This is a genomic window from Paenibacillus sp. OAS669, assembly GCF_014873645.1.
Lineage (GTDB): Bacteria > Bacillota > Bacilli > Paenibacillales > NBRC-103111 > Paenibacillus_S > Paenibacillus_S vulneris.
On the sequence record NZ_JADBDR010000009.1, the window covers coordinates 105158 to 126866 of the forward strand.

Annotated in this window: 13 protein-coding genes; 3 read left to right on the top strand and 10 right to left on the bottom strand. The window is 50.3% G+C overall.

Translation table 11 applies throughout. The features are described 5' to 3' along the window. Positions 1-43: 43 nt before the first annotated feature. On the top strand, positions 44-2797 hold the full coding sequence (locus GGC63_RS20310; RefSeq protein ID WP_192703850.1) for a right-handed parallel beta-helix repeat-containing protein: 2754 nt from the start codon (positions 44-46) through the stop codon (positions 2795-2797). Between the two features lie 69 nt (positions 2798-2866). On the opposite strand, the gene GGC63_RS20315 is transcribed toward GGC63_RS20310, so the two are convergent. Next, a complete protein-coding gene (locus GGC63_RS20315; protein ID WP_192703851.1) occupies positions 2867-3229 on the bottom strand; it encodes a VOC family protein in 363 nt (120 codons plus the stop codon). A 226-nt stretch (positions 3230-3455) separates the two neighbouring features. Here GGC63_RS20315 and GGC63_RS20320 point away from each other — a divergent pair, with 226 nt between their 5' ends. Further along, the gene (locus tag GGC63_RS20320) at positions 3456-3758 is read left to right on the top strand and encodes a hypothetical protein (protein WP_192703852.1); all 303 of its coding nucleotides are present in this window, start codon (positions 3456-3458) and stop codon (positions 3756-3758) included. Between the two features lie 159 nt (positions 3759-3917). Here the strand turns inward: GGC63_RS20320 and GGC63_RS20325 are convergent, their stop codons facing one another. From GGC63_RS20325 to adh, 6 genes are all read right to left on the bottom strand, one after another. Then, positions 3918-9581 (bottom strand): bacterial Ig-like domain-containing protein, encoded by a 5664-nt coding sequence (locus tag GGC63_RS20325; RefSeq protein WP_192703853.1) that lies wholly within the window; start codon positions 9579-9581, stop codon positions 3918-3920. A 337-nt stretch (positions 9582-9918) separates the two neighbouring features. Further along, positions 9919-11424 (bottom strand): DUF2357 domain-containing protein, encoded by a 1506-nt coding sequence (locus GGC63_RS20330; protein ID WP_192703854.1) that lies wholly within the window; start codon positions 11422-11424, stop codon positions 9919-9921. Beyond that, positions 11399-13651, bottom strand: coding sequence for an McrB family protein (locus GGC63_RS20335; RefSeq protein ID WP_192703855.1), 2253 nt, complete (start codon positions 13649-13651; stop codon positions 11399-11401). The genes GGC63_RS20330 and GGC63_RS20335 overlap by 26 nt, the downstream gene beginning before the upstream one ends. 122 nt (positions 13652-13773) lie before the next feature. Continuing rightward, a complete protein-coding gene (locus tag GGC63_RS20340; RefSeq protein ID WP_192703856.1) occupies positions 13774-14730 on the bottom strand; it encodes a 3'-5' exoribonuclease YhaM family protein in 957 nt (318 codons plus the stop codon). A 239-nt stretch (positions 14731-14969) separates the two neighbouring features. Then, positions 14970-15335: a DUF779 domain-containing protein gene (locus GGC63_RS20345; protein WP_079912090.1), complete on the bottom strand. Its 366-nt coding sequence runs from the start codon at positions 15333-15335 to the stop codon at positions 14970-14972. Positions 15336-15346: 11 nt separating this feature from the next. After that, complete coding sequence (gene adh, locus GGC63_RS20350) at positions 15347-16867, bottom strand: aldehyde dehydrogenase (RefSeq protein ID WP_192703857.1); 1521 nt, start codon at positions 16865-16867, stop codon at positions 15347-15349. A 232-nt stretch (positions 16868-17099) separates the two neighbouring features. On the opposite strand from adh, the gene GGC63_RS20355 reads away from it, so the two are divergent. Continuing rightward, positions 17100-18860, top strand: coding sequence for a sigma-54-dependent Fis family transcriptional regulator (locus GGC63_RS20355; RefSeq protein ID WP_318781097.1), 1761 nt, complete (start codon positions 17100-17102; stop codon positions 18858-18860). Between the two features lie 126 nt (positions 18861-18986). Here the strand turns inward: GGC63_RS20355 and GGC63_RS20360 are convergent, their stop codons facing one another. The 3 genes from GGC63_RS20360 to ltrA form a co-directional block, all read right to left on the bottom strand. Continuing rightward, a complete protein-coding gene (locus GGC63_RS20360; RefSeq protein WP_192703859.1) occupies positions 18987-19274 on the bottom strand; it encodes a hypothetical protein in 288 nt (95 codons plus the stop codon). A 200-nt stretch (positions 19275-19474) separates the two neighbouring features. Further along, a complete protein-coding gene (locus tag GGC63_RS20365; protein ID WP_079912087.1) occupies positions 19475-19681 on the bottom strand; it encodes a hypothetical protein in 207 nt (68 codons plus the stop codon). Positions 19682-20084: 403 nt separating this feature from the next. Beyond that, on the bottom strand, positions 20085-21497 hold the full coding sequence (ltrA, locus tag GGC63_RS20370; RefSeq protein ID WP_192703860.1) for a group II intron reverse transcriptase/maturase: 1413 nt from the start codon (positions 21495-21497) through the stop codon (positions 20085-20087). Positions 21498-21709 lie beyond the last annotated feature (212 nt).

Sequence of the window (21709 nt, forward strand, 5' to 3'; positions counted from 1 at the left end):
CTGCTGATGATAAGGAATCCAAATCCAACGAGGGGGTGCAGTTATGGATGGGAAGTTGAAGAAGTTGAAAAATGCCCAGAATGAATATATGTATCCAATAACCGTTTCAGAAGCCGTCTATGTCGATCCCGATACCAGCTTGAAAACATTGCTTGCGGAGATGGGCTCCAAAATCGGTTCACCTAATTCCTACGTCATAGAATTGGACCGATGGAATATTCACAATGACGGTACCGGTGCGGCCGCTACGACACAAGGAATCAACGACGCTTTAATCTGGGCGAAGTCCAGCGGGTATAATCACGTGCTGCTGCCCGAGGGCACGTATAACCTAGTGATTGATACCAATGGGGTTGCCATAAATATGCTTAGCGGTATCCATTTCGAAATGAAAAGCGGCTGTGTATTGCAGCTGGAGGGGAATTCCTCCCCCAACTACCGCATCATTCAGATGCAGCAAATAAGCCATGCCAAGGTAACGGGCGGACAAATTGTCGGAGATAAAGCCACGCACCAATATGAGCTCTCTATCGGCTTTGTCAGGGGAGGGGTCAACGCCGACGGCTCATTGAACGACAACCCTAACTTTATCCGCAGCGAGGTTATCGACCGGTATGCCCATGCCGGGCTGCTCGCCAATTTCAGGCTGTGGTCCATAGCCGGCATCTCCGCCGGCAATTACAGCTTTTATCAATACAAGGACACCGTATCCAAGGACACACTGGTGAATTTCCGCACCAACGGGGAATTCGCTCCGGCCGCCCCTACAGGCAGAGGCTGGTTCGATACAATCGATAAAGCGAACAAAATGATCTTTGTCATCGACATTTCCTCGTCTCCGCTAACCGATGCCCAGATTGCGCAAATTCGCGCAAAGGTCGACAGCTCCTACTATACTCATGAGGGCGGATACGGGGTAGCCGTAGTGAGCTCGAATCATATTGAAGTCGGCGGCATCGAGATATCCCATTGTACCGGAGACGGCGTATTTACCGGGATTGGCGTCCGCTACGAGGATCCTTCCCGATATACCCAGGAAGAGATAGGACAGCACATCTATATACACGATTGCCACATTCATCATTGCAGAAGGCAGGGCATATCGTTATGCGGTCCCAATGACGTGTTTGTCGTCAATAATACAATTCATCACATCGGTTATGCAGACGATGGAGTCACCACCGACTTTCGCAACGGGACTGCACCCATGTTCGGCATTGACGTGGAATCGATGGTCGGGGAAAGCAACATTCCCTTCAAAAGCATTTATTTAAACCAGGACGGGCTCGAGACCAATTATCGCATCTATATTTACAATAACTATATTCATCATAATGCCAAAGGACACTTCGTTAACGTCGACGGAACCCATATTACGCTGCAAAACAATACGTTCGAGGGCTACAACATCGGGGGAATCAGCTCCTATCCTACCCAGTGGCACATCAAATACCTTAATAATACGTTCATACAATGCACCTTGGTCGTAAAAGGAAATAACGTGGTCAACGGTGCCGTGTTCCAGAAAGCGAATTTGAATTTGCTGGATGTTCAAGGCGCGATGATCGACAATTGCCAAATCAAAGACGGATTGTTCTATGGCTCAAGCATTTACGGTTATTTGGGAAGCCCATCCGCTATTGATACTGCGACGGGAACGTTTACCTACAAAGCTCCTCATGGGATGGGCAACGGGGCCCAGGTCTGCTTCGAGCAATGGTTCGGCAGGGTGCCGGCGGGGATTAGCGTGGATAAAGTATACTATACGGTCAATGTGACAGCGACAAGCTTTCAAGTATCCGAGATAAGGGGCGGAAGTCCGGTCGTACTAACGGACGGCGGCGTGACGGGCTTTAACCTTTCACGCTACAATTACGGCAGATGCTACATTTCCAATATAACGGTCGAAACCGATTGGAGCGATACGACAGGTAACATCGGGTTCATGCCGCTCATCGCCGGGGCTGTCCTTACCAATATTAAAGTGAAAAACGGTTCGGTATCGATTAAAGCACCGGACAACTATGTAGGCAGACCTAATATCGTGACAGGTCTTACCTTGCTGGAAAGCGGCGGTATACTGCAAGCGAGCGACATAAGCAATATGAAAGTGCTGAAGGTAAGATCGAAAGCCATGGGTGGCGACGTGACCTTAGGCTCCTTAACTCCTTATTCCAGAGTCAATATCGACAGCGCGCTGTTTCAAGGAGTTCAAGTCAATCTGGAGGAAGCCTATCTTACCAACGGCACGTTCATTAACAATATTCTTTATAAGCAGGACCGCACTAACAAATCCGTTATCATGAGCAGTTACATGGAAAATACGTCTCTCTCCTTACACTGGATAACGAATGAAAATTCGATCACCATAACCAAGTGCTTGTTCAATAATGTGTCTATCGATGCGAGTGCCTCCGTAAAATTTATTGACAATTACAATATCAATACCGGCTTGCCTGATAACCGCATGAGCGCGCCCCCTTCCGGAGGCAGGTACGTCCTCGGGCAAATCATCTATAACTCCGCGCCTAAGCCCGGCGGATATGTAGGCTGGATTTGCACAACAGAAGGCTATGTGGCCAATCAAGCATGGGCGGCATCGAAAGCCTTTGCACAGGGGGCCCGAATTCAGGCCGGCGGTCACGTATACGAGGCTGTGACGGCAGGCACTTCCGGAACCGTTCCTCCGGTATTCCCGACAGCAACTGGCGGTACTGTCACCGATAATACGCTGATATGGAAGGAAATCGGCCCGCTGGCCGTATTTAACACTTTTGCTCCGATAAGCGCCAATTAACCCTTAGGCTGCCGTTAGTACGGCGCCTTTTTTTATTATTTAGTGCAAACAATTAGTTGGTCTAAATATTCAAATCGAGCAAGCCATTAGTATATTGCCATCAAGGTCCTTAAAATTAATAACATCTTGATCCTTACTAACTATTTCAGCTCCAAGTTCAGTTAGGAATTGTATCGTTGCTTCATTATCAGGTGTAGTTAAACTAAAAATAGGCTCAGATGATGGGTTTACATCATCTCTTTTTTTCAAAAAAATATTTGAACAATGGCTGTCACTTAAATCGAAAATATGAATATCTTCTCTAGTTTTTTCGGGCATGGGTAAACCCAGCACTTTACAGTACCATTCAACTGATTTCTTTACATCTGTTACATAAACGAATACAGCAGGAACAATTGGCTTAATAGGTGTTGCTTGAAGATATTCTCCCATAAAAAGTGCCCCCGTAGTGTTGGAATATATTACCTACCCAATAGTAACTCATTACATTGCGGATGTATACATTAACAATCGCTCATTCCTGCCAGTTAGTTCTAGGAAATCAACAACAAGGCCTACATCTTAAAAACGGATAGTTCTCAAATCAATCCATTTGATGTATGATTCTTAATAACGAACATTTCTTTACATTTTATTTACAAGAGGAGGGTTGGCAATTATGCGGCATATCCAGAGGCTCCTTTGTATCACACTGCTCACCATCGCCTTCGTACTGCCTACAACCGCTTTCGCTTCAACCGGATCGGAAAATCTGAGAGGCATAACGAATCAGAAGCTTTCCAGCCATTCAAGCTGGGAGCAATTCTTCTCGTCCCTGTTCTCCCACAAAAAAGATAAAGACGATGATTGGAAGCATGCAATGGATAAGGACAAAGACTTCAAGAACTGGTATGACAAGCACAAGGACGATTGTCCTGAAGGCGAATCCGACGATATTTGGAGAAAATGGTTTTGTTATTAGCAGCTGCCCTCCTTCTTGTATGGATGAAATAACCCCACAAAGCAGGGCTTAGTCTTCGAGGCAGGCCCATTCAATTATTGTGCGGGGAGCAAAGAAGGGTTATCCAGTACAAGTCGTCAGACTTGGCAGGATAACCCTTTCCTGTTTGATAATCAAAATTTATTTGTTCATAAATTCCACATATTGAAGAAGACGTTTGAGCATAACGGCCGCTTCCGCGCGCGTTGCTTTATTGCCAGGAGCAAAGGCTTTGTCGGTTACACCGTTGACAATACCCGCATGTACCGCCCCGGCTACGGCCTCCTTAGCCCAGCTTGAAATATCCTTGCTATCGGCGAATGCTGAGAGGTTGCCGATATTCGAATCGCTTGTTTTGCCCATGAGCTTGATCGCGCGTACGATCATGGCCGCCATCTGCTCACGGGTAATGGTAGCGTTCGGCTGGAAGGTGCCGTCTTCAAACCCTTCGACAAGTCCTGCTTTCGATGCCGCTCCCACATACCCTGCATACCATTCCGATTGGACATCGGAGAATTGGGCCGTCGACTCGGTTGGAAGAGCCGCAGCGCGTACGAGCAGCGCCGCGAATTCAGCGCGTGTAATCGAAGCGTCAGGTGCAAAAGACGTATCCGAGATCCCGTTTACGACCCCTTTGGAAGCGAGCAGCTCCGTATCGCTCTTCGCCCAGTGTCCCTGTAAATCTGCAAAGGTTTTGGATGCCTTCACAATAGCATACATGCTGTTGCCGGAGCGTTTTACAGCCGCTTCCGTCGTTCCGTTAACCGTAGTGAATACAGCTGGAACGAAGCTTAATTCGTTGCTGTCCGGATTGTATAATACCGCTGTCAATTCGGAGAATGGAGCCGTTTGGGCAAGAGTCATTGTTCTTGTCACATAAGTGCCTCCGAAGTCGGTGACCGTAACGGACTTGCCGTTCCCCTCCGCTTTAAGGACGAAATCGATAGGACCGGCCAGGACCGTCATTCCCGATTCCTTCGCTTTGGCTGACATTTGGGCAGCCGTCGTACCCGATACTTTCTCGATCGTCAGGCTGATGGTAACCTGGTCGGACGCAGTGCCAAGCGACTTAGCCAATTCCGCGATGCGGAGCACTTTGACCGGCAGATCATAAGCTGCTAGACCTGTTTTGATCGACAGCACCGCATTAGGAGCCGCTTGTGCCCCGGCTGCCAGTACGCTTGCAGGCAATTCCACTTTGACGATGGACTCCGAGCTGGTTACTTCCATCGTAATTCTCTGATCGGCCTTGCCCTTCAACGCCTCAAATGCTTTGGCCAATGCATCTGCTGCTACAGCCCATTTGGCTGTTTTCTTGCCATTCTCGGTCACCACAGCAGCTTCGCCTGTCAATCTGGTGCCGTCCTGTGTCGTGCCGGTGCTGCTGCCGCTGCCGCCCGTTGACGAAGAACCGCTTGAGCCGCTGCTGCCTTTTCCCGGGCTGCTGCTGCCATACGTTCTCGCACTCGCTTGAGCGGAATAGGAGCTTTCCCCTGCGGCATTTGATGCTGTGACGACGTAGAAGTATTCCGTGAAAGGAAGCAGTCCGTCGAAGGAATAAGTTGCGCCGGTTACATTGGAAGCCACTTTCGTATAAGGCCCGTTGTTGATCGTGCTTTGGTAGATCGTATAGCTCGATGCTCCCGCTGCCTGCGTCCATTTCAGTGCCACCGCACGATATCCGCCCTCAGCCGTCAAGCCGACGGGTGCTGCCGGTACTTGAGGTTGTACCACGGCTGCTGTCGGAGTAGCGCTAGCTGTATTCGAATAACCGCTCTCTCCGTTCGTATTGCCGGCCGTTACTTTATAGTAATACGTTGTGCCGTTGACCAGGCCCGTGTTAGTATACACGGCGTCGGTCACATTTGCTGCAATTTTTGCATAAGTTCCGTTTTCTGAGGCGCTGCGATAGACATTGTAGTAGGTTGCGCCTGTAACAGTTGCCCACGACAGTGTTACTTGGGTGTCACCTGCTGCTGCCGCCAAGTCGGCTGGTGCTGCCGGAGCGGTTCCTGGCGTCGGAGAGATAAATGTAAGGAAATCTCCCCAAATAATGCTTCCATTCGCATTTCTTTGATAAGGCAAGATCGGCTGCAAGCTTACGAAATTCGCATCTGTCAGCTTGACCCCAGACTTGTTCATGGAAACGGAGCCGTCGAACATGTAGTTCGTATCCGAGATCAAATTCTGCGGATAGTTATCTTTTGCCCCGCTATTCACATAGTCCTTTTGATAAGAGATAAACCCGTCAATTTTGAAATCAGTAGGAATGCCTGCGTACGAAGTGAAGTTCAAGTTCGCTCTTGCATTGTTAAACCCGATGTTATTTTCTGCTCTTACGCCCGGGTTGCTGTTGCTTGTAAAACCATAAGCTCCATTTCCAAAAGCGATGCTGTTTCGGATGATATGAGGTACGTAAATTCCTTCGCCTCCGAGCTTAAAGCCGTTTTTATCCCCTTTACCCACATCGCCATTCGTCAATGTGCCGTTGTTGTAGGCAATGCTATCCTCGATGATAACAGCGCCGATGGCTCCGGAGCCGGCTTTCGTATACAGGTCCCATCCGTCATCAATATTGTTATGGGATATGCAGCCTCTGAAAATATTGCCTTCGCCCACCGTTAATTTGGCGGCAAAACCGTCGGCATTGTTCTCGGACGGGTCACGGTTATCGAACGACTCGCTGTTCAAAATCAGGTTGTAGGACGGCCATTGCGCTTTGTCCTCGGAGTCATCCGTACGGCTGATTTGAAGCCCTGTGTCCCCGTTCTCATAGAATCGGCTGGCCTCCACTATGTTATGGTTTCCGCCTACCGTGAATCCTTTCGTATTATCTGCGGACCGGGCAAAGTCGATGCCTTTTACATGCCAGTAATTCCCGCTCAGCACAACGCCTTCAGACTTCTTGTTAAAGTCGATTACCGGCTTTGCTCCAGGCGCCGCAACAAGGTACTTCATCGCTTGCTCTGTGCCGTCATTGTACTTTTTAATTTCAAGCTTCGAGCTGCGCACATAATTGCCGTCGAGCAGGATGATTTTTTGCCCCGCTCTTACATAGGCCACGGCTGTGTCCAAATCCAAAGGATTGTTTTCCAACCCAGAGCCGCTCGGTGATCCGGCCGGAGAAACGTAAATATCTCCGTTAGGCACATAAGATTTTTGAATTACGGTGAAGTTGCTGATGATTTTATCGTAAGATGTTAACACCTGCGTATCATCCGGCAAGAAGGTCAAGCTGAAGTTCGTGCTGCTGTTGGCAGCAAGCGAAGCGCGAATAACTGCATTTTTGCCTGCTTCCACCGGCTGGTCTTGAGCAATCATCGTTTGCCCTTGCTTGACCGTTACCGTGCCGTTTACATTGGATTTCACCAGCAGGTCGTAATTGGTTTCGGCGGTTTTATCCAGCGAAAGCACTTGGAAGCTCGGGGTAATTGGCTTCTTGGGAGCCTCAACCTTAGGAGCATCCGTTGCCGCTTCCGATACCGTCAATAGAATATTGCGTACTTCAATCGTCGCCAGACGGGCTGTAAAGAAGCCTACATACATTTTGGAATCCTGAACATTCAGAATATCCGGTTCAAAAATAATCGATTCCTGTCCATTATTGATTTTCCCAGTAAAACCGCTATTCGTTTTAGCCAGTGTCAATCGGTAAGGCGTATTGGATACAGAAGGCTTCACGTTGTTTAACATGATATTCTGAATCCCTTTGCTGCCTAACCCTTCCTTGGTTTGAACACCCGTTCTTACAAACAGCTGAGTTCCATTAGGCTTGGTCGTTCCTCCGCTGTAGCCTCCGATAGCCGCTATGTTCGAAGCAAATACTCCGGAATCATTGGCCGTACCGATAGCATCCCTCGCCATGATCCCGAACGATTCTTGACCATCATACGGTTCCTTGGCATATTCCAGAACGGTAATATCGGCAGACAGAACAAAGTTATCCTTGGTCGCATCCAGCTCGGTGTAGTAGAACGAGATGCCGTCGTGGTCTCCGGTGACCTTGCCGCTTCCTTGAGGAGCCTCAAGCTTTACGCTGTTATCCGGATTTACGGTTACTCTGTTGGAGGCCGACGTCGATTGACCGAAACGGATCGATTTCCACTGGTAATCGGCCGGTTCCCTTACCGTAACCGGAAAGACGATCGGAGCAAGAGCTGCGTCCGCAGGCGTAATGATCACATCGTATGTGCCGACTTGCGTAGTATCTACGGCGGAGCTGTCTACCGTGTAGTCGCTTCCGGCCAGAACATCCTTATCCGAGTTATCATACAGCTTGGATACTTCCAATCCGGTAGTATCGAATGACTCATTTAGAACATACGTCGTTTTTGGATATTTGGTAATTCCAATGCCAATCACCTGTTTTTGTTTGACCGTAACCGTGATATTCGCAGATTTTCCCTTATGGGTTATCGTCACCTGCTTAGTGCCCGGTGTGCTCGTATCCAAAGCGCTTACAGAATATTCGCTGCCTAGCAGACGAATGGACGAGTTATCGCTATATTTGGCATAGACCACCAGCCCGTCCAAATCCAGAGCATCGCCTAAATAATAGACTGTTTTTTGAGGCGGCTGCTTCATCTCAAGGCCGATGAGATCCGCATCCTTGACGATGACGTCAAACGCGGCAGAGGTCGTCGGCGTTTGCTTCGATGCCACGGTAACCGTTTTGGTACCCGCCGTATCGAACACATAGGTTGCACCGGAGACGGTCGCACCAGGTATCGAAATAGCATATTGATCGCTGCCGATATCCGCTATTTTCCCTGTGTTAAACGTTGCCGTAACCACAAGTCCCGCCGGGTCAAAAACATCTCCTTTGTAGTAGGTCGTTTTGGCAGGAAAATACTTGATATCCAAAGCATCCACAACTAAAGGGGCGATATTGAGGTTCATCGTATACTTTTGCCCGTTAAAATGAACCGTAACCGGATTTACTCCCGCTTTGCTGCTGTCGAAGCCGGAAACGATGTAATCGTTAGCCGTGAGAGCTTCCTCGCTGCTTCCGTACAGCGCTTTCACTTTTAAGCCGGTTAAGTCGAGGCTGTCGCCAACGTAGTAATTCTTTTTCACGGAAGAGTCGTCAACCTTGATTCCGGTTGGGACTCGGGGATCCATTTTTAATTGAATGTTGCTAAAAGTAGCAGTAGCGTTTCTTGATGTATAAAAACCAGCATAAGCTATGCTGCCAGTGAACTTGTCTATAATCTGGGTTTGATCTCCACATGTTAGAACGTAGACATTTCCGGATTTTCTAATACTTAGATTATAGGTCTTGCCAGCTGCTGGAGCACTAGCCTTATTAAACTCAAAGCCCGTTTTTACTTGAGAGGTGCCTTGTTTATAAAATCCTTTCATGACTTGGTCGTATGCACCAAGAGCAACGTATTCCCCAGTAAAAGTACTATTGTTAGTATTCGTCTCCATGATATTACTTCTAAGCATAATACCGAATGACACTTGGTTGTCGGCCTTCCACTCGTCGACTTTCACTTGGGCAGACAGCTCATAATTGTCCCCAGCAGAGACATCTTGAAAGTAATAAGCAAGGCCTTCAGATTTAGATTCAATTTTACCGCTGGAAGCCTTTATCGTTACTGCTGTTCCATCTTGGCTTTCAGCAATTTGAAAGTTGTCCGCCGTAGGGGTTCCACCCAGATTCCCAAAGATCCTCCCCTGCCACTGGCTTTCACTTCCAATACTAATCATATCCCCCGCTGCCCCCAAAGCAGGCACAGGCATCAGAGAAAACAATAACAGCAGTGACATCACCAACGCGAACCATCGTTGTTGTTTTCGCAAAACCGCATTTCCCCCTCATGTTGTATTTGTATGCTTATGCAACGCAGCATCAGCAGTATAAGTAGTGTATGGCAGCCGGTAGGAACACTCAATATGCTTGTTTTAACTTCCTGTGATTTTGAAAATAGTGGAAATCCCTTTGTCCATAAGGATAAAAAAACAACCTCCGGGATAAGAAAGTTGTTTTGGGCTGATGACATGTAAAATATTGTCGAAGTACATAAGAGGTACTTTTCGCGGTACTGGACAATACCACAGCATTTCTCCATTTCAAGAAAAACAAGATGCTGCCGCTGGCTGGTTTCATTTAATTATACAGCTCCAAAAAGCCAACCCTTTATACAAGAGTTGGCTTCCATGCATCGTGTAGGATCCGTTCCAAGCAGGCATGGATTTCTCCATTGGACCCGCCCGGATTCATGGAGTAGGCGCCCATCATATGCTTCATCCGATACTCGTCCTCAAAGAACCGAACGTTGTCCGTCCCCGACGCCGGAGTGATAATGTACACCTCTTCAACGGCCGGAGCGCCGCCGCATTGTCTCACGATTCCGTCCCGGTATTTGTGCATCTCTCCGAGCGCCATAGGCAGATTATGATCCAGCCGGTACTTGGGATCAAAAATATACAAGCGTTCATTCAGCTCCAGCACGATATCCGGCTTCATCCCGTGCGTGTAGGTACCGAACTTCTCCGTTTTGCGTGTGAACCACCGCTGATAAGCGATAGACCCGCCCTGGATCAGCTTCACGCGATGCTCCTTTTTCTCCGACAAGGTCAGAACCAGGCCCTCCCGATCCATTGCAAAAAGAGATGATGCATCCATAACGAGCCCTTGTTCCCTCAGTCTACCGACCAGCTGCATAAATACCCAGATTTCATACAAATGATACGTGTCCTTCAGCGGGATGGAGCTCTTTAAACCAAGCTTGATGTCATCGAAGTGGTTCAGCTCCTGAAACCATTGAAACCAGCCCCGATAGATCGGATGCTTCCGAAACCCTTGGGAGATCGTTATCGTTCCCTTATGAGCGGCAACCTGCTTTAGGAAGCCGGATTGCAGCCAACGGGTTACGATGTCCCGATAACGGTTCGCCTTGGCCGCAATCTTATCCAGGCCGGAACCCGCATATCGCCCTAGCAGGAACAGCAGCTCCCGAAGCTGCCGGCTGACGACGCGATTCTCATACACGTCGCAGGATTCTTCCCTCGTTCCTGCCAATATCATAGAGGGCACGGGAAGCTCTGGCGTGGCCCCATGGCCGGGATGCCGCTCCGCCCAAGCGATCATGGCAGGCGTCACATGCTTGACCTTGTCCCGCTGCATCCATTGATCCCTAACCTTCAATACCCTCATCGGGCTAGCCTGAATTTCACGGAATAAGTAAGTCAGCCGATGAAAGGAGCGCTCCACATAATCCCATTGGGGAATGGAGACCGAACGGTCCACTCCACTATATTGGAACGACAGCGCAGCGCCATCATGCTGAAAGCATACCTTGGCCTCCTGCAAAATGTCGGTGATCATCCGCTGGTACTCCGCCTCCGTCAATTTGCGGGAATCGGAGTACAGGTACGAGGAGATCTCACGGACGCCATCCCGGTGGATATGAAACGTTATTTGCCCGGATTGGAAGGGCATGGCGAGTTCCCCCTCCCATCCGTCCTCCGATCTCATCATCGGCTGCGGAATCCCGTTCAAGAGCAAACGAAACGGAGCCGGATTCGCCGTACGCCAGCGGTAGGTCTTGGCCTCTTCAAGCCGTATATCGCCGATTTCGACCCATTCAAGCTGATCGGGGCACCACAAGAACAGGTCATCTCCAGAATTGGGCTGATCCATACCGATCCAGCTCCCCCTTCATCCGCTTGACATGACGAAGCGATTCCGAAGCCTCACCCAGCTTGGCTGTCATCCAATCGATCAGCTGCTGAAGAAGGGGCGCGATCCGCTCATCCCCGCGAATTTTGGGCAGCACCTTCTCGGAAGCCGAACGATCTACGGCCTCCACCGGCTCCATGCGGATTCCCGCTTCCAATTGCGCATTCACGTACAGCTTGCGGAGCATCTCATTCATCGTCCGGTAGCCAAAATGAAGCTCATAGGGGCGAAGCATGCCGTGAAGCTCCTGCAATAGCTCCCACTCCTGGGAGAGAGCCGCTTTGTATTTGGGATTCGCCTCTTTCCAGAAGCTGTCCAAATCCACATCCGACAGCGTCATGACAAAGGCACGGTCCAGCACCTTGTCCGAAATGCTGTGCGTGGTTTCGTCCACGTTGATCGTCCCGATCAAATACAGATGGTTGGGAATATGCAGCGTCTGCGGAACGTCGGTAATATGCTCCTCCGTATGCAGCTGAATCGGCTGCTTCGATTCGACGGCGCTTAAATAGTCGCTCAAATAATATTCCACACGGGCCAGATTCATCTCGTCCAGAACGATGAACATCGGCTTGCCTTCATGAATCGCCTGAAGCAAGGCATTCAGGAACGGCGTCCGCACGTACCGCTTCTCCAGTGCACTGTAATAACCGAATAAAGCAGTCGAGTCGGTCCAATCCGGCCTTACAGGGATAACCTTCACATAAGGATTAAGATGATCCCGCGGCTGGCCGTATACCGCATTGGCATAGAGCAAGCAGAGCTGGGTTTTTCCCGTCCCGGAAATGCCGTTCAAGATAACGAAGTGTTTATCTTCGAGGCTGACCAGGTTCAAGTGGAAATCCCGGATGATCGACGGGGCATAGGTCAATTCGCTCCCCCCGATATTCGCCATGATGACGGACAGATCGAAGTTATGCTCGTAGCCGTCCTCTATCTCCTCCGCAAGATTCTCCGCGGCCGGTTCCTCTGCAGGCTGCATTCCCGCCGAATCGGCCCTTGGCAAAGTTATCATTTGAGAGCTGTCGGCGATTAGAAGCGCTGCGGCTACAAGCGTCTTTTTCAATTGCTCGACAGGCTCCTTAAACTGCTCCGAATGACTGTCGTACGTCCCTACATAAAAGGCATTGTCCCTGACCTGAAAGCCATGGGCCGCCAATGCTTCAAAGGCTTTGAGCTGGTACTCCCGGTTAATATCCTTGCCGTCCTGCTTATGGTACCTGAAGCTTTTTGTGATATACCATTCGTACACCGTTTCCGTCGATAGCTGACGCAGATTGGTATAAATATGGCCGTAGCCGTTCACGAAAATACCGAGAACCTCATAGGGCTCCCTAAGATATTGATCCAGCATGCCGTCCGCCACTAGCTGGCCTTTCTCATAAACGCCGAACTTTTGACGGCGGTTGTTCGACTTGTAATCGTAAGCCCCCTCGAACTTGATATCGTACGTTTTCCCGTACAAGGTTAACGGAATATCCACGTGATGGGCGTTCAGCTGACTCAATACTTTCATGGAGCGTGCATGCTGCTCCGCTTCAGTCCGGATATATTCCCGGAGAGGCTGAAGCTTAGTCCAAGCCGACCATATCGACTCCAGCAGCCCGGCTTCCGTCGTGATATCAGGAAAAGGAATAAAGATGCCGACATGGAACCAAGGCCGTTTCTTATCTTTAGCAGCCTTTTGCAGGTAGGGGATCCATTCGTCTTTGGCGAGAAACGGACCATCTGCCGTCTGAATGCGAATATCGGAATCCAGCTTGCCGAGCAGATCGCGGAAGCTCTTCTCATTGGATTGACTGCGTACCGCAACCCAAAAAGGATAAAAGCTGCTCGGTATAATGATCTTACATTGCTTTTCCAGGCCGTTAAATTCCAGCCGAAGCACGCCGAACTCCGTTTGAAACAGGCTTTTGTCGATCAGCTCGATAAACGCCCTTTTCCCTATATCGCTGTCCTGCTTCTTCGGGGCATATTTCGGATTGCGGGCATCGTGCATGGTCGTCCGCAGCGTCATTTCATAGGTATGTACTTGGTAATCGTGCAGCTCCGGGGCAACTCCCCCATATTCCCCTTTAAAGGCATTCATCAGCTGCAGCAGTACAGGCTGCACTTCGTCATGCACACGCTCGCAGCGCTCGGAGGTTTCGGGAATCGCGAGCAGCTCCTCGATTTTTTGGATATTCATGTAGGCCACCACCGTTGTAACATTGTAGTCTGATCGCTTCAATCATCTCATCAGCTGCTTCTATTAAAGCAAAGCCGTCCGTCAGCAGGATGTCATGGAATATATGTTCGTATCCGATTTTTTTACAGCTTCGTCCGGTAAATCGGCTTGTTCTCCAGGCCGCGGATCATCGGCGTCCATTCCTCGGTCTCCGGGGTCGCGTCGAGCGCATCCTCCACCATCTGAAGCTTCGCATCCAGCGCGTCGATATGATGCAGCGCTACCGCTTCCGCCGTTTGCGGCTGTACCGGGCTTCCCCACTCGCCAAGATTATGATGCGACAAAACGAGATGCTGCAAGGCCATCACCCGCTCGGACTGCAGATCGATGCCGCTTAGGATGGCCGCCTCCGTAATCCAGCTCGAAGCCATTGAGATATGGCCGATCAGCTTGCCCGGGATACTATAATCCGATACGATGCCCAGCTGGGCGATCATTTCCTCCGGCTTGGCGATATCATGCAGAATGATGCCTGCCTTAATGAGATCCGAATTCAAGAAAGGTCTTTGCTTGCACAAGAAATCACCGATCTCGAGCATGCGCACCATATGATAAGCCAATCCGGCGCAGTAAGCATGATGATGGGACTTGGCCGCCGGGTAATGCATCAATTTCTCTTCCACTTTGGCAACGCAAAATGCGGTAATCGTCCGAATCTCCTCATCCTCGATCGTGCCGAGAACCTGCTTGACCGTATAAACGAGATCGACAGGACGAATCGGCGCAGAGCGGATAAAGTCGGTTAACGACACCCCGTCACTCTCCGTCGCTTTTCGGATACGAATGATTTTGGCTTGCAGCTTCTCGCGGTAGGTCTGGACGACGCCCTGTACCTTTACAAGCCCCATAGGGAAGAAGGTTTCCTTATCCGTCGGGGTCACATCCCAAAATTTGGCGGGAAGCTGGCCGCTCGCATCACTTAGAACAATATCGAAATAATCTTTGGCAGGCGTCCCGTTGGTCTGCTTGACCTCCAGCTCCTTAAGCAGGTAAAAGCCGACGAATTCATCCTGATTGGTTAATTGTTTTATTAATGTCATTTCAGTTCCTCCATAAATCTATGTCCAGCTGTTCATTAAACGCTCCTGTTGAACACCAAGCGACGGAATTCCGGCAGCCTTCTGCCGGTCCGTCTATGGATATTGGATTTGGCTGCAGAGCAGCCTTCTATATTCTCTATTAATTCGACACGCGCGGACAATTCCCTACACGGCGGCGGCATTCCATGAAAAAAGCCCTCTTTCAACGGTACAAGACCGGAAAAAGGGCTTCGTATTTCCTATAGATTCAAACTGCGGCGCTCGTCTTCCGTAAACACGCGGGATCGGGTCAAAAAACGCCTTCCCTCCGGATTTTCCAAAGAGAACATGCCTCCCCTGCCGGGAACGACATCAATAATAAGCTGGGTGTATCTCCAATATTCATATTGCGCCTTGCTCATGTAGAACGGGGCTCCCCCGATCTCTCCCAGCCATACGTCCTGTTCTCCGATGATGAAATCTCCCTGCGGGTAGCACATAGGCGAGCTGCCGTCACAGCAGCCTCCCGATTGGTGGAACATGACGGGTCCATGCTTGGCTTTCAGGAGCTCGATCAATTCCAGCGCGGCTTCGGTGGCAAGAACCTTCCTGACGTCCTCCGTCATCACCGCACCTCTTAGAAGAAGCCCAATGCATCCGGGCTGTAGCTGACGAGCAGGTTTTTCGTTTGTTGATAATGCGAGAGCATCATCTTGTGGTTTTCACGGCCGATCCCCGAGGTCTTGTAGCCGCCAAAGGCCGCATGCGCAGGATAGGCATGGTAGCAGTTCGTCCATACGCGTCCTGCCTCAATCTGGCGCCCCATCCGATAAGCTACGTTCATATCGCGTGTCCATAGTCCCGCTCCCAAGCCATAGAGCGTATCGTTGGCAATCGCCAGTGCTTCCTCCTGATCCTTGAAGGTGGTTACGGAGACGACCGGACCAAAAATTTCCTCCTGAAAGATTCTCATCTTGTTATGGCCTTTAAGTACGGTCGGCTGGATATAGTAGCCCTCTGCAAGCTCACCCTCCAATGCTGCACGGCCTCCCCCGATCAGACACTCTGCACCTTCCTGCTTGCCGATGCTGATGTAGCTCATAATTTTTTCGACCTGCTCTGTGGAGGCCTGAGCTCCGATCATGGTTTCCGTGTCGAGCGGATTGCCCTGCTTGATGGCGGCAACGCGTTTCAGCGCTCTCTCCATAAAAGCGTCATAGATCGATTCTTGAATTAAAGCGCGGGACGGGCACGTACACACTTCCCCTTGGTTCAAGGCGAACAGCACGAAGCCTTCGATCGCTTTATTGAAGAATGCGTCGTCCTTGGCCATAATATCCTCGAAGAACAGGTTCGGCGATTTCCCTCCCAGCTCCAATGTAACCGGAATAAGGTTCTGGGAAGCGTACTGCATAATGAGACGGCCAGTGGTCGTTTCCCCGGTAAAAGCGATCTTGGCAATTCGGCTGCTGGACGCGAGCGGCTTGCCGGCTTCAAGACCGAAGCCATTGACGATATTGACCACGCCCGGTGGCAGCAAATCCTGAATCAGCTCAGTCAGCACCAGAATGGAGGCAGGAGTCTGCTCAGCCGGCTTCAGCACCACGCAGTTCCCTGCAGCTAATGCAGGAGCCAGCTTCCAGGTCGCCATCAGCAGCGGGAAGTTCCACGGGATAATTTGCCCGACGACCCCCAGCGGCTCATGGAAATGGTATGCCACCATATCGTTGTCGATTTGGCTCAAGGCCCCTTCTTGGGCGCGAATGCACCCGGCAAAATAGCGGAAGTGGTCGACGGCAAGAGGCAGGTCGGCAGCCAATGTCTCGCGAACCGGCTTCCCGTTATCCCAAGTCTCGGCTACCGCCAGCAGTTCCAAATTCGCTTCTATACGATCAGCAATTTTATTAAGGATAAGTGCCCGTTCGGCTGCCGAGGTGCGTCCCCAGCTTTCCTTGGCCGCATGAGCGGCATCCAGCGCCAGCTCGATATCTTCCGCCGTCGAGCGGGGAATTTCGCAGAAGGGACGGTTGTTCACCGGTGAAACGTTTTCAAAATATTGCCCTTGCACAGGCGCAACCCACTCGCCGCCTATAAAGTTTTCGTAACGCTTCTTGAATGTCACCTTCGAATCGTTGTGTCCCGGTTGTGCATAGATCATTGTGAACATCCTCCTTCAATTTGGTTTCACTAATTATATAAGCAAGAATCGTGCCAAACCGTTCAGACCTGCTGCAGAGTCCTTTCGGAAGAATGCCCGGCCGCTTGTTGTTCTATGCTGGTACAGTCGGGCTGTTTCATTTTGATACAACCTTTTTTCGCAAATAGAAACCGCTGAATCTTTTATGGTATCATGAAGATAGAAGCCCGTACGAACGATGGAGGTGTTCACTTTGTCATCTCTGGAAGTAACCGACCTGTCTCAAATGATGGAGAATTCTTGGAAGCGCTGTCAGCATTATGGATTGAAGCCGTCCGATCCTGTGTATGACGACATCATAACCGGGAACCGAATAAGGGAGCTCACACGGCAGCATGAGCAGCTAATCCGGCATACGGAGCAGATTTTTGCCAAAATGAATCGTCTTATCAAGCAGTCGGGACAAATGGCGCTTCTGATCGACGCCCAAGGGACTATTCTTCACTCTGTCGGCGACCCTGATTTCTCGAACCGCGCAGAGCGGGTACAGCTTCAGGTAGGGGCCAACTGGGAGGAGCGCCGCAAAGGGACGAATGCCATCGGGCTGGCTCTGACGGAGCATAAGGCCGTCCGCGTCCATGCCGGGGAGCACTATTATACGTCCAACCGTTTCCTGACCTGCGCATCGTCCCCCGTCTTCAATTCCTCCGGACAGCTCATCGGAGTCATTAACATCAGCGGTAAAAAAGAAAGCTACCACGACTATACATTGACTTTGGCTTGTATGGCGGCTGATTCCTTGCAAAACAAGCTGATTTGGGAGGAAACCCGCGACGAGCATCTTATTACGCTAAAAGAGCTTGACTACACGGCACAAAACGTACCGATGCCGCTATTGTCCCTCGACCGGGACAACCGGATCGTCCGCGCTAATCAAGCCGCGCTGCGCATTGTCGGCCGCGACGCCTTGGGCAAGGAATTCAAAGGAGCCGCGGGCTTCGCTATTGAAACGATCCACGGGGACCGCCACAAGATATGGCGTTCCGTCGCCATTCAGCGGAAAGCTCCTGGCGAGCCACAATGGTATGAATTCCAGGACATTATCGGGACTTGTCCGAAGCTGCTCCAGACGAAGGAGATCGCCAGGAAGGCCGCCCTTACCGACTATCCGGTGCTCCTGCTGGGTGAAAGCGGGACCGGCAAGGAATTGTTCGCTCAATCCATTCACACGGCCAGCCCTCGCAGCGCCCAGCCCTTCATCGCCGTTAATTGCAGCGCCATCCCGGACAGCCTTATCGAGAGCGAGCTGTTTGGCTACGAGCGCGGAGCCTTTACCGGGGCTAACAGAGAAGGCAGCATAGGAAAGTTCGAAGCCGCCCATAAAGGCACGATTTTTCTGGATGAAATCGGAGATATGTCTCTTCGGGCGCAGGCTGCACTGCTGCGGGTGCTGCAGGAAAGCACCATCACACCGGTCGGCGGCACGAAGAGCAGGCGCGTCGATATCCGGATCGTGGCGGCCACCCACCGCAGCTTGGCTGAAGAAGTGAAGGCGGGACGCTTTCGGGCGGATTTGTATTATCGCCTTAAAGGCATTCAAATCACCCTGCCTTCTCTGCGGGAGCGAAGCGATATCGTGCCACTTGCCGCCCATTTGCTGCACAACCTCGGTCACCCCGCTTCAAGCCTTACCGAGCAGGCTCAGCTTAAGCTTCGGCAGTATTCTTGGCCGGGAAATATTCGCGAGCTTAACAGCGCTTTGCTCCAGGCCAGCTTTCTTGCGGAAGGAGCCCCTATCGATGCCTGGCATCTCCAGCTCGGGGAGGATGCAGCCCGCCCGGATGCACCGGGCCGTTCGGATGAGATCCTATCCCTGAAGGAAGCGGAGATGGAAGCCATCAAGAGAGCGCTTCGGCAAACGGACGGCAACTTGAGCAAAGCAGCCTCTCTATTGCAGATCGGACGGACGACCTTGTACAGGAAAATACAGGAGTACGATTTGACTCCCTTTTAAATAAGCATGCCAAACAGCCCGCAGGGCAGGCTTCGTAATGAAGTCGCTTTTGCGGGCTGTTTTATCGTATTTCCGGGAAAGGCTTTCCCTTATGGGCTTGTTTCCCTTTTATCCTGTGCATAAGGTCTACTCGACGATTAGCGCAGCCCACAGGAAGAAAAACGTTAACCCTAACGGACATACAATGCCAATGGCAACGGCTATCCAAAATCCGCGTTCTTTTAGCAAGCCCAGTGCTTTGCTTAGTAGATTTGATCTGGGGCTCTCCTCGGCATTGTACGCCAAATCCTCCAGACAGGCTTTGAGAAAGTTCTCCGCGAACTCCTCATCCTTCTCCTGCAGCCTGTTCCATAATTCCGAATGCAGCTGCTTGATGTCCTGCTGCCTAGCGCTTTCTTTTAAAGGAGCTGTCATACCGAACCCATCCCTGTTTGCGAAGCCGCCAGGCCTGACACTGCCCCATCCGCTGAATCATAACGTCGCATTCTCATCCAACCTCCGCCCTTATTTTGGCTATTATGTCATCTAATTGATAGACGCAAGAATGGAAACTATAGTTTCAATGCTTGGGAATTTAATCCAGTTGCAACAAAGCGTAGACCCTCAGGCCGGCTTTATTCATCCTCTTCTTTCTTTCGACCCTCTTTCTCCTTGTGATCCGCCGGCTCCTTTTTCTTCGAATCCTTACTATCCTTCGTATCCTTATTATCCTGCCTGGCAAGCCCAGCCTGCCTCCTATTCTCTTTTTCAAACGGCTCCAGAATTCCCAGCTGTTCTGCAATCCGGCGCACATCTACCGTTATAACCTTACAGATTGTCATTCTGCTCCCCCCTGATAACTCCTTATTTATCTTTTCCACCCTTATACCTTACCTGAGCAGGCGGACAACAGCTTGTCAGAGAATGGATGTTCGTGACTCCGTCTCGCTGATCCGGAATCGCCCTCTGGTTGGACAGCATGGAGCATGACCCAAAGCTTGTGCAGGGTTAAGCGCCATTTGTTGATGATGCATCCAAAAAATCCATCTCCTTCTATGTAATGTGTTTTCTTGAAGGATTTATTACAATAGATGGCGGCTACAGCCATGTAACCGCTGAAGCCGCAGCAGCTTCTCAGGCGAATCCGCCGAAATCCCCACAATCGGGTAGGAGGCTAACCATTAATTGATTAGCCGACCTCCCACACCACCGTACGTACCGTTCGGTATACGGCGGTTCCTAAGTTTACACAGTGACTTGACGATAGTAATCGGAAAAGAATAGGAATCCGTATCCTTTTAAGGTGTTGTTTTCGAGGGATTTGCTGAGGATTGGGCTATTGGAGGTTCTCCAATAGCTCTTTCTTGTATTTGCGAATTCCCATGCTTTCTGTTCATGGATTCCGAGTGACTTTAACCTTTCAAACTTCGTCCTTACCCGTTTCCATTGTTTCCAGTAAATCATGCGGATTCGTCTTCGCATCCATTTATCCGTTTCTTTCAGTAGCATCTTCATGTCGGCAATCTTGAAATAGTTCACCCAGCCCATAATATATCTTCTAAGCTTCATGGCTCTGTCCTCGTTCCCCATTCCGTTGCTTCTCGAAGTCAGCTCTTTCACTCTGGCTTTCATCTTTGTGATGGATTTCGGATGGATTCTGACCTTCGTTTCTCCTTTACTCGAGTAGAAGGAGAATCCAAGAAATTTAACCTTCCTCGCTTCACCCACGACCGTCTTCTCCCGATTTACTTTGAGGAACAGCTTCTTCTCGATAAAGGGAAGAATGTTCATGAGCGTCCGTTCGGCGCTTCTTTTGCTTCTGCAGAAGATGAGCATGTCGTCCGCATAGCGTACGAATCGGTGACCTCGGCTTTCTAGTTCCTTGTCCAGTTCGTTCAGCATAATATTGCTGAGAAGTGGACTTAGATTTCCTCCCTGTGGAACGCCAACTTCTGTATCCTCGAAGCGGTGCTTCACAACCACGCCGGCTTTCAGGTACTTATGGATAAGCGAGATAACCCGCCCGTCTTTAATGGTTCGGGATAGCACTTCCACCAGTTTGCTTTGGTTCACGGTGTCGAAGTATTTCTCCAAGTCCATGTCGACCACATATGTATACCCTTCCGCGATGTTGCTCCGGCTTCTCCGAATGGCGTCGTGTTGGCTTCTCTTGGGCCGGAACCCGAAGCTGTTCTCCGAAAATTGTTTCTCGTAGATCGGCGTTAGGACTTGAGCGATGGCCTGCTGGATGACTCGGTCCACCACCGTTGGAATTCCCAGGTTCCTTTTCTTTCCGTTCTCTTTCGGGATTTCTACCCTTCGAACGGGGTTCGGACGGTATTTCCCGTTTAGGATGGCCTGCCTGAGTGTCTCTCCGTTTTCTTTGAGATATTGTAGAAGTTCATCTACTCCCATCCCGTCGATTCCGTGAGAGCCTTTGTTCGCCTTGACCCTCTTGAATGCTTCGTTTAGATTGTCCTTGCGCACAATTTGCTCAAGCAGTCCATCCCTCGGCAAGTTTGCGTTGGTGTTGTCCGTTTCAGTTATCCTCGCAAGAATGCGCACTCCCGCATATCCTTCGTGTTCCGCACTATCTTTCTGCGTAGAGCCCTCCTTTGGAGATTGGCTGCCCTTTGCTCCTGTTTTGGTAACTTTCATTGACCTGCACCTCCTTAGGTTCAGCCCTTCCCTCATAGCGTCGACATTACGAGGTACTATGGCGTCTGCTGACTTCTCATGATAAATCTTGTTTCAACCGTGATTTGAAGTTCATCTCCTCACGTCCATGAGACCTCCCACGGTAAGACGATTCACTTTCCTTCCATGTACCCGCATCATTTACATGGGTATTTCCGCGTAGTTAATTGGAC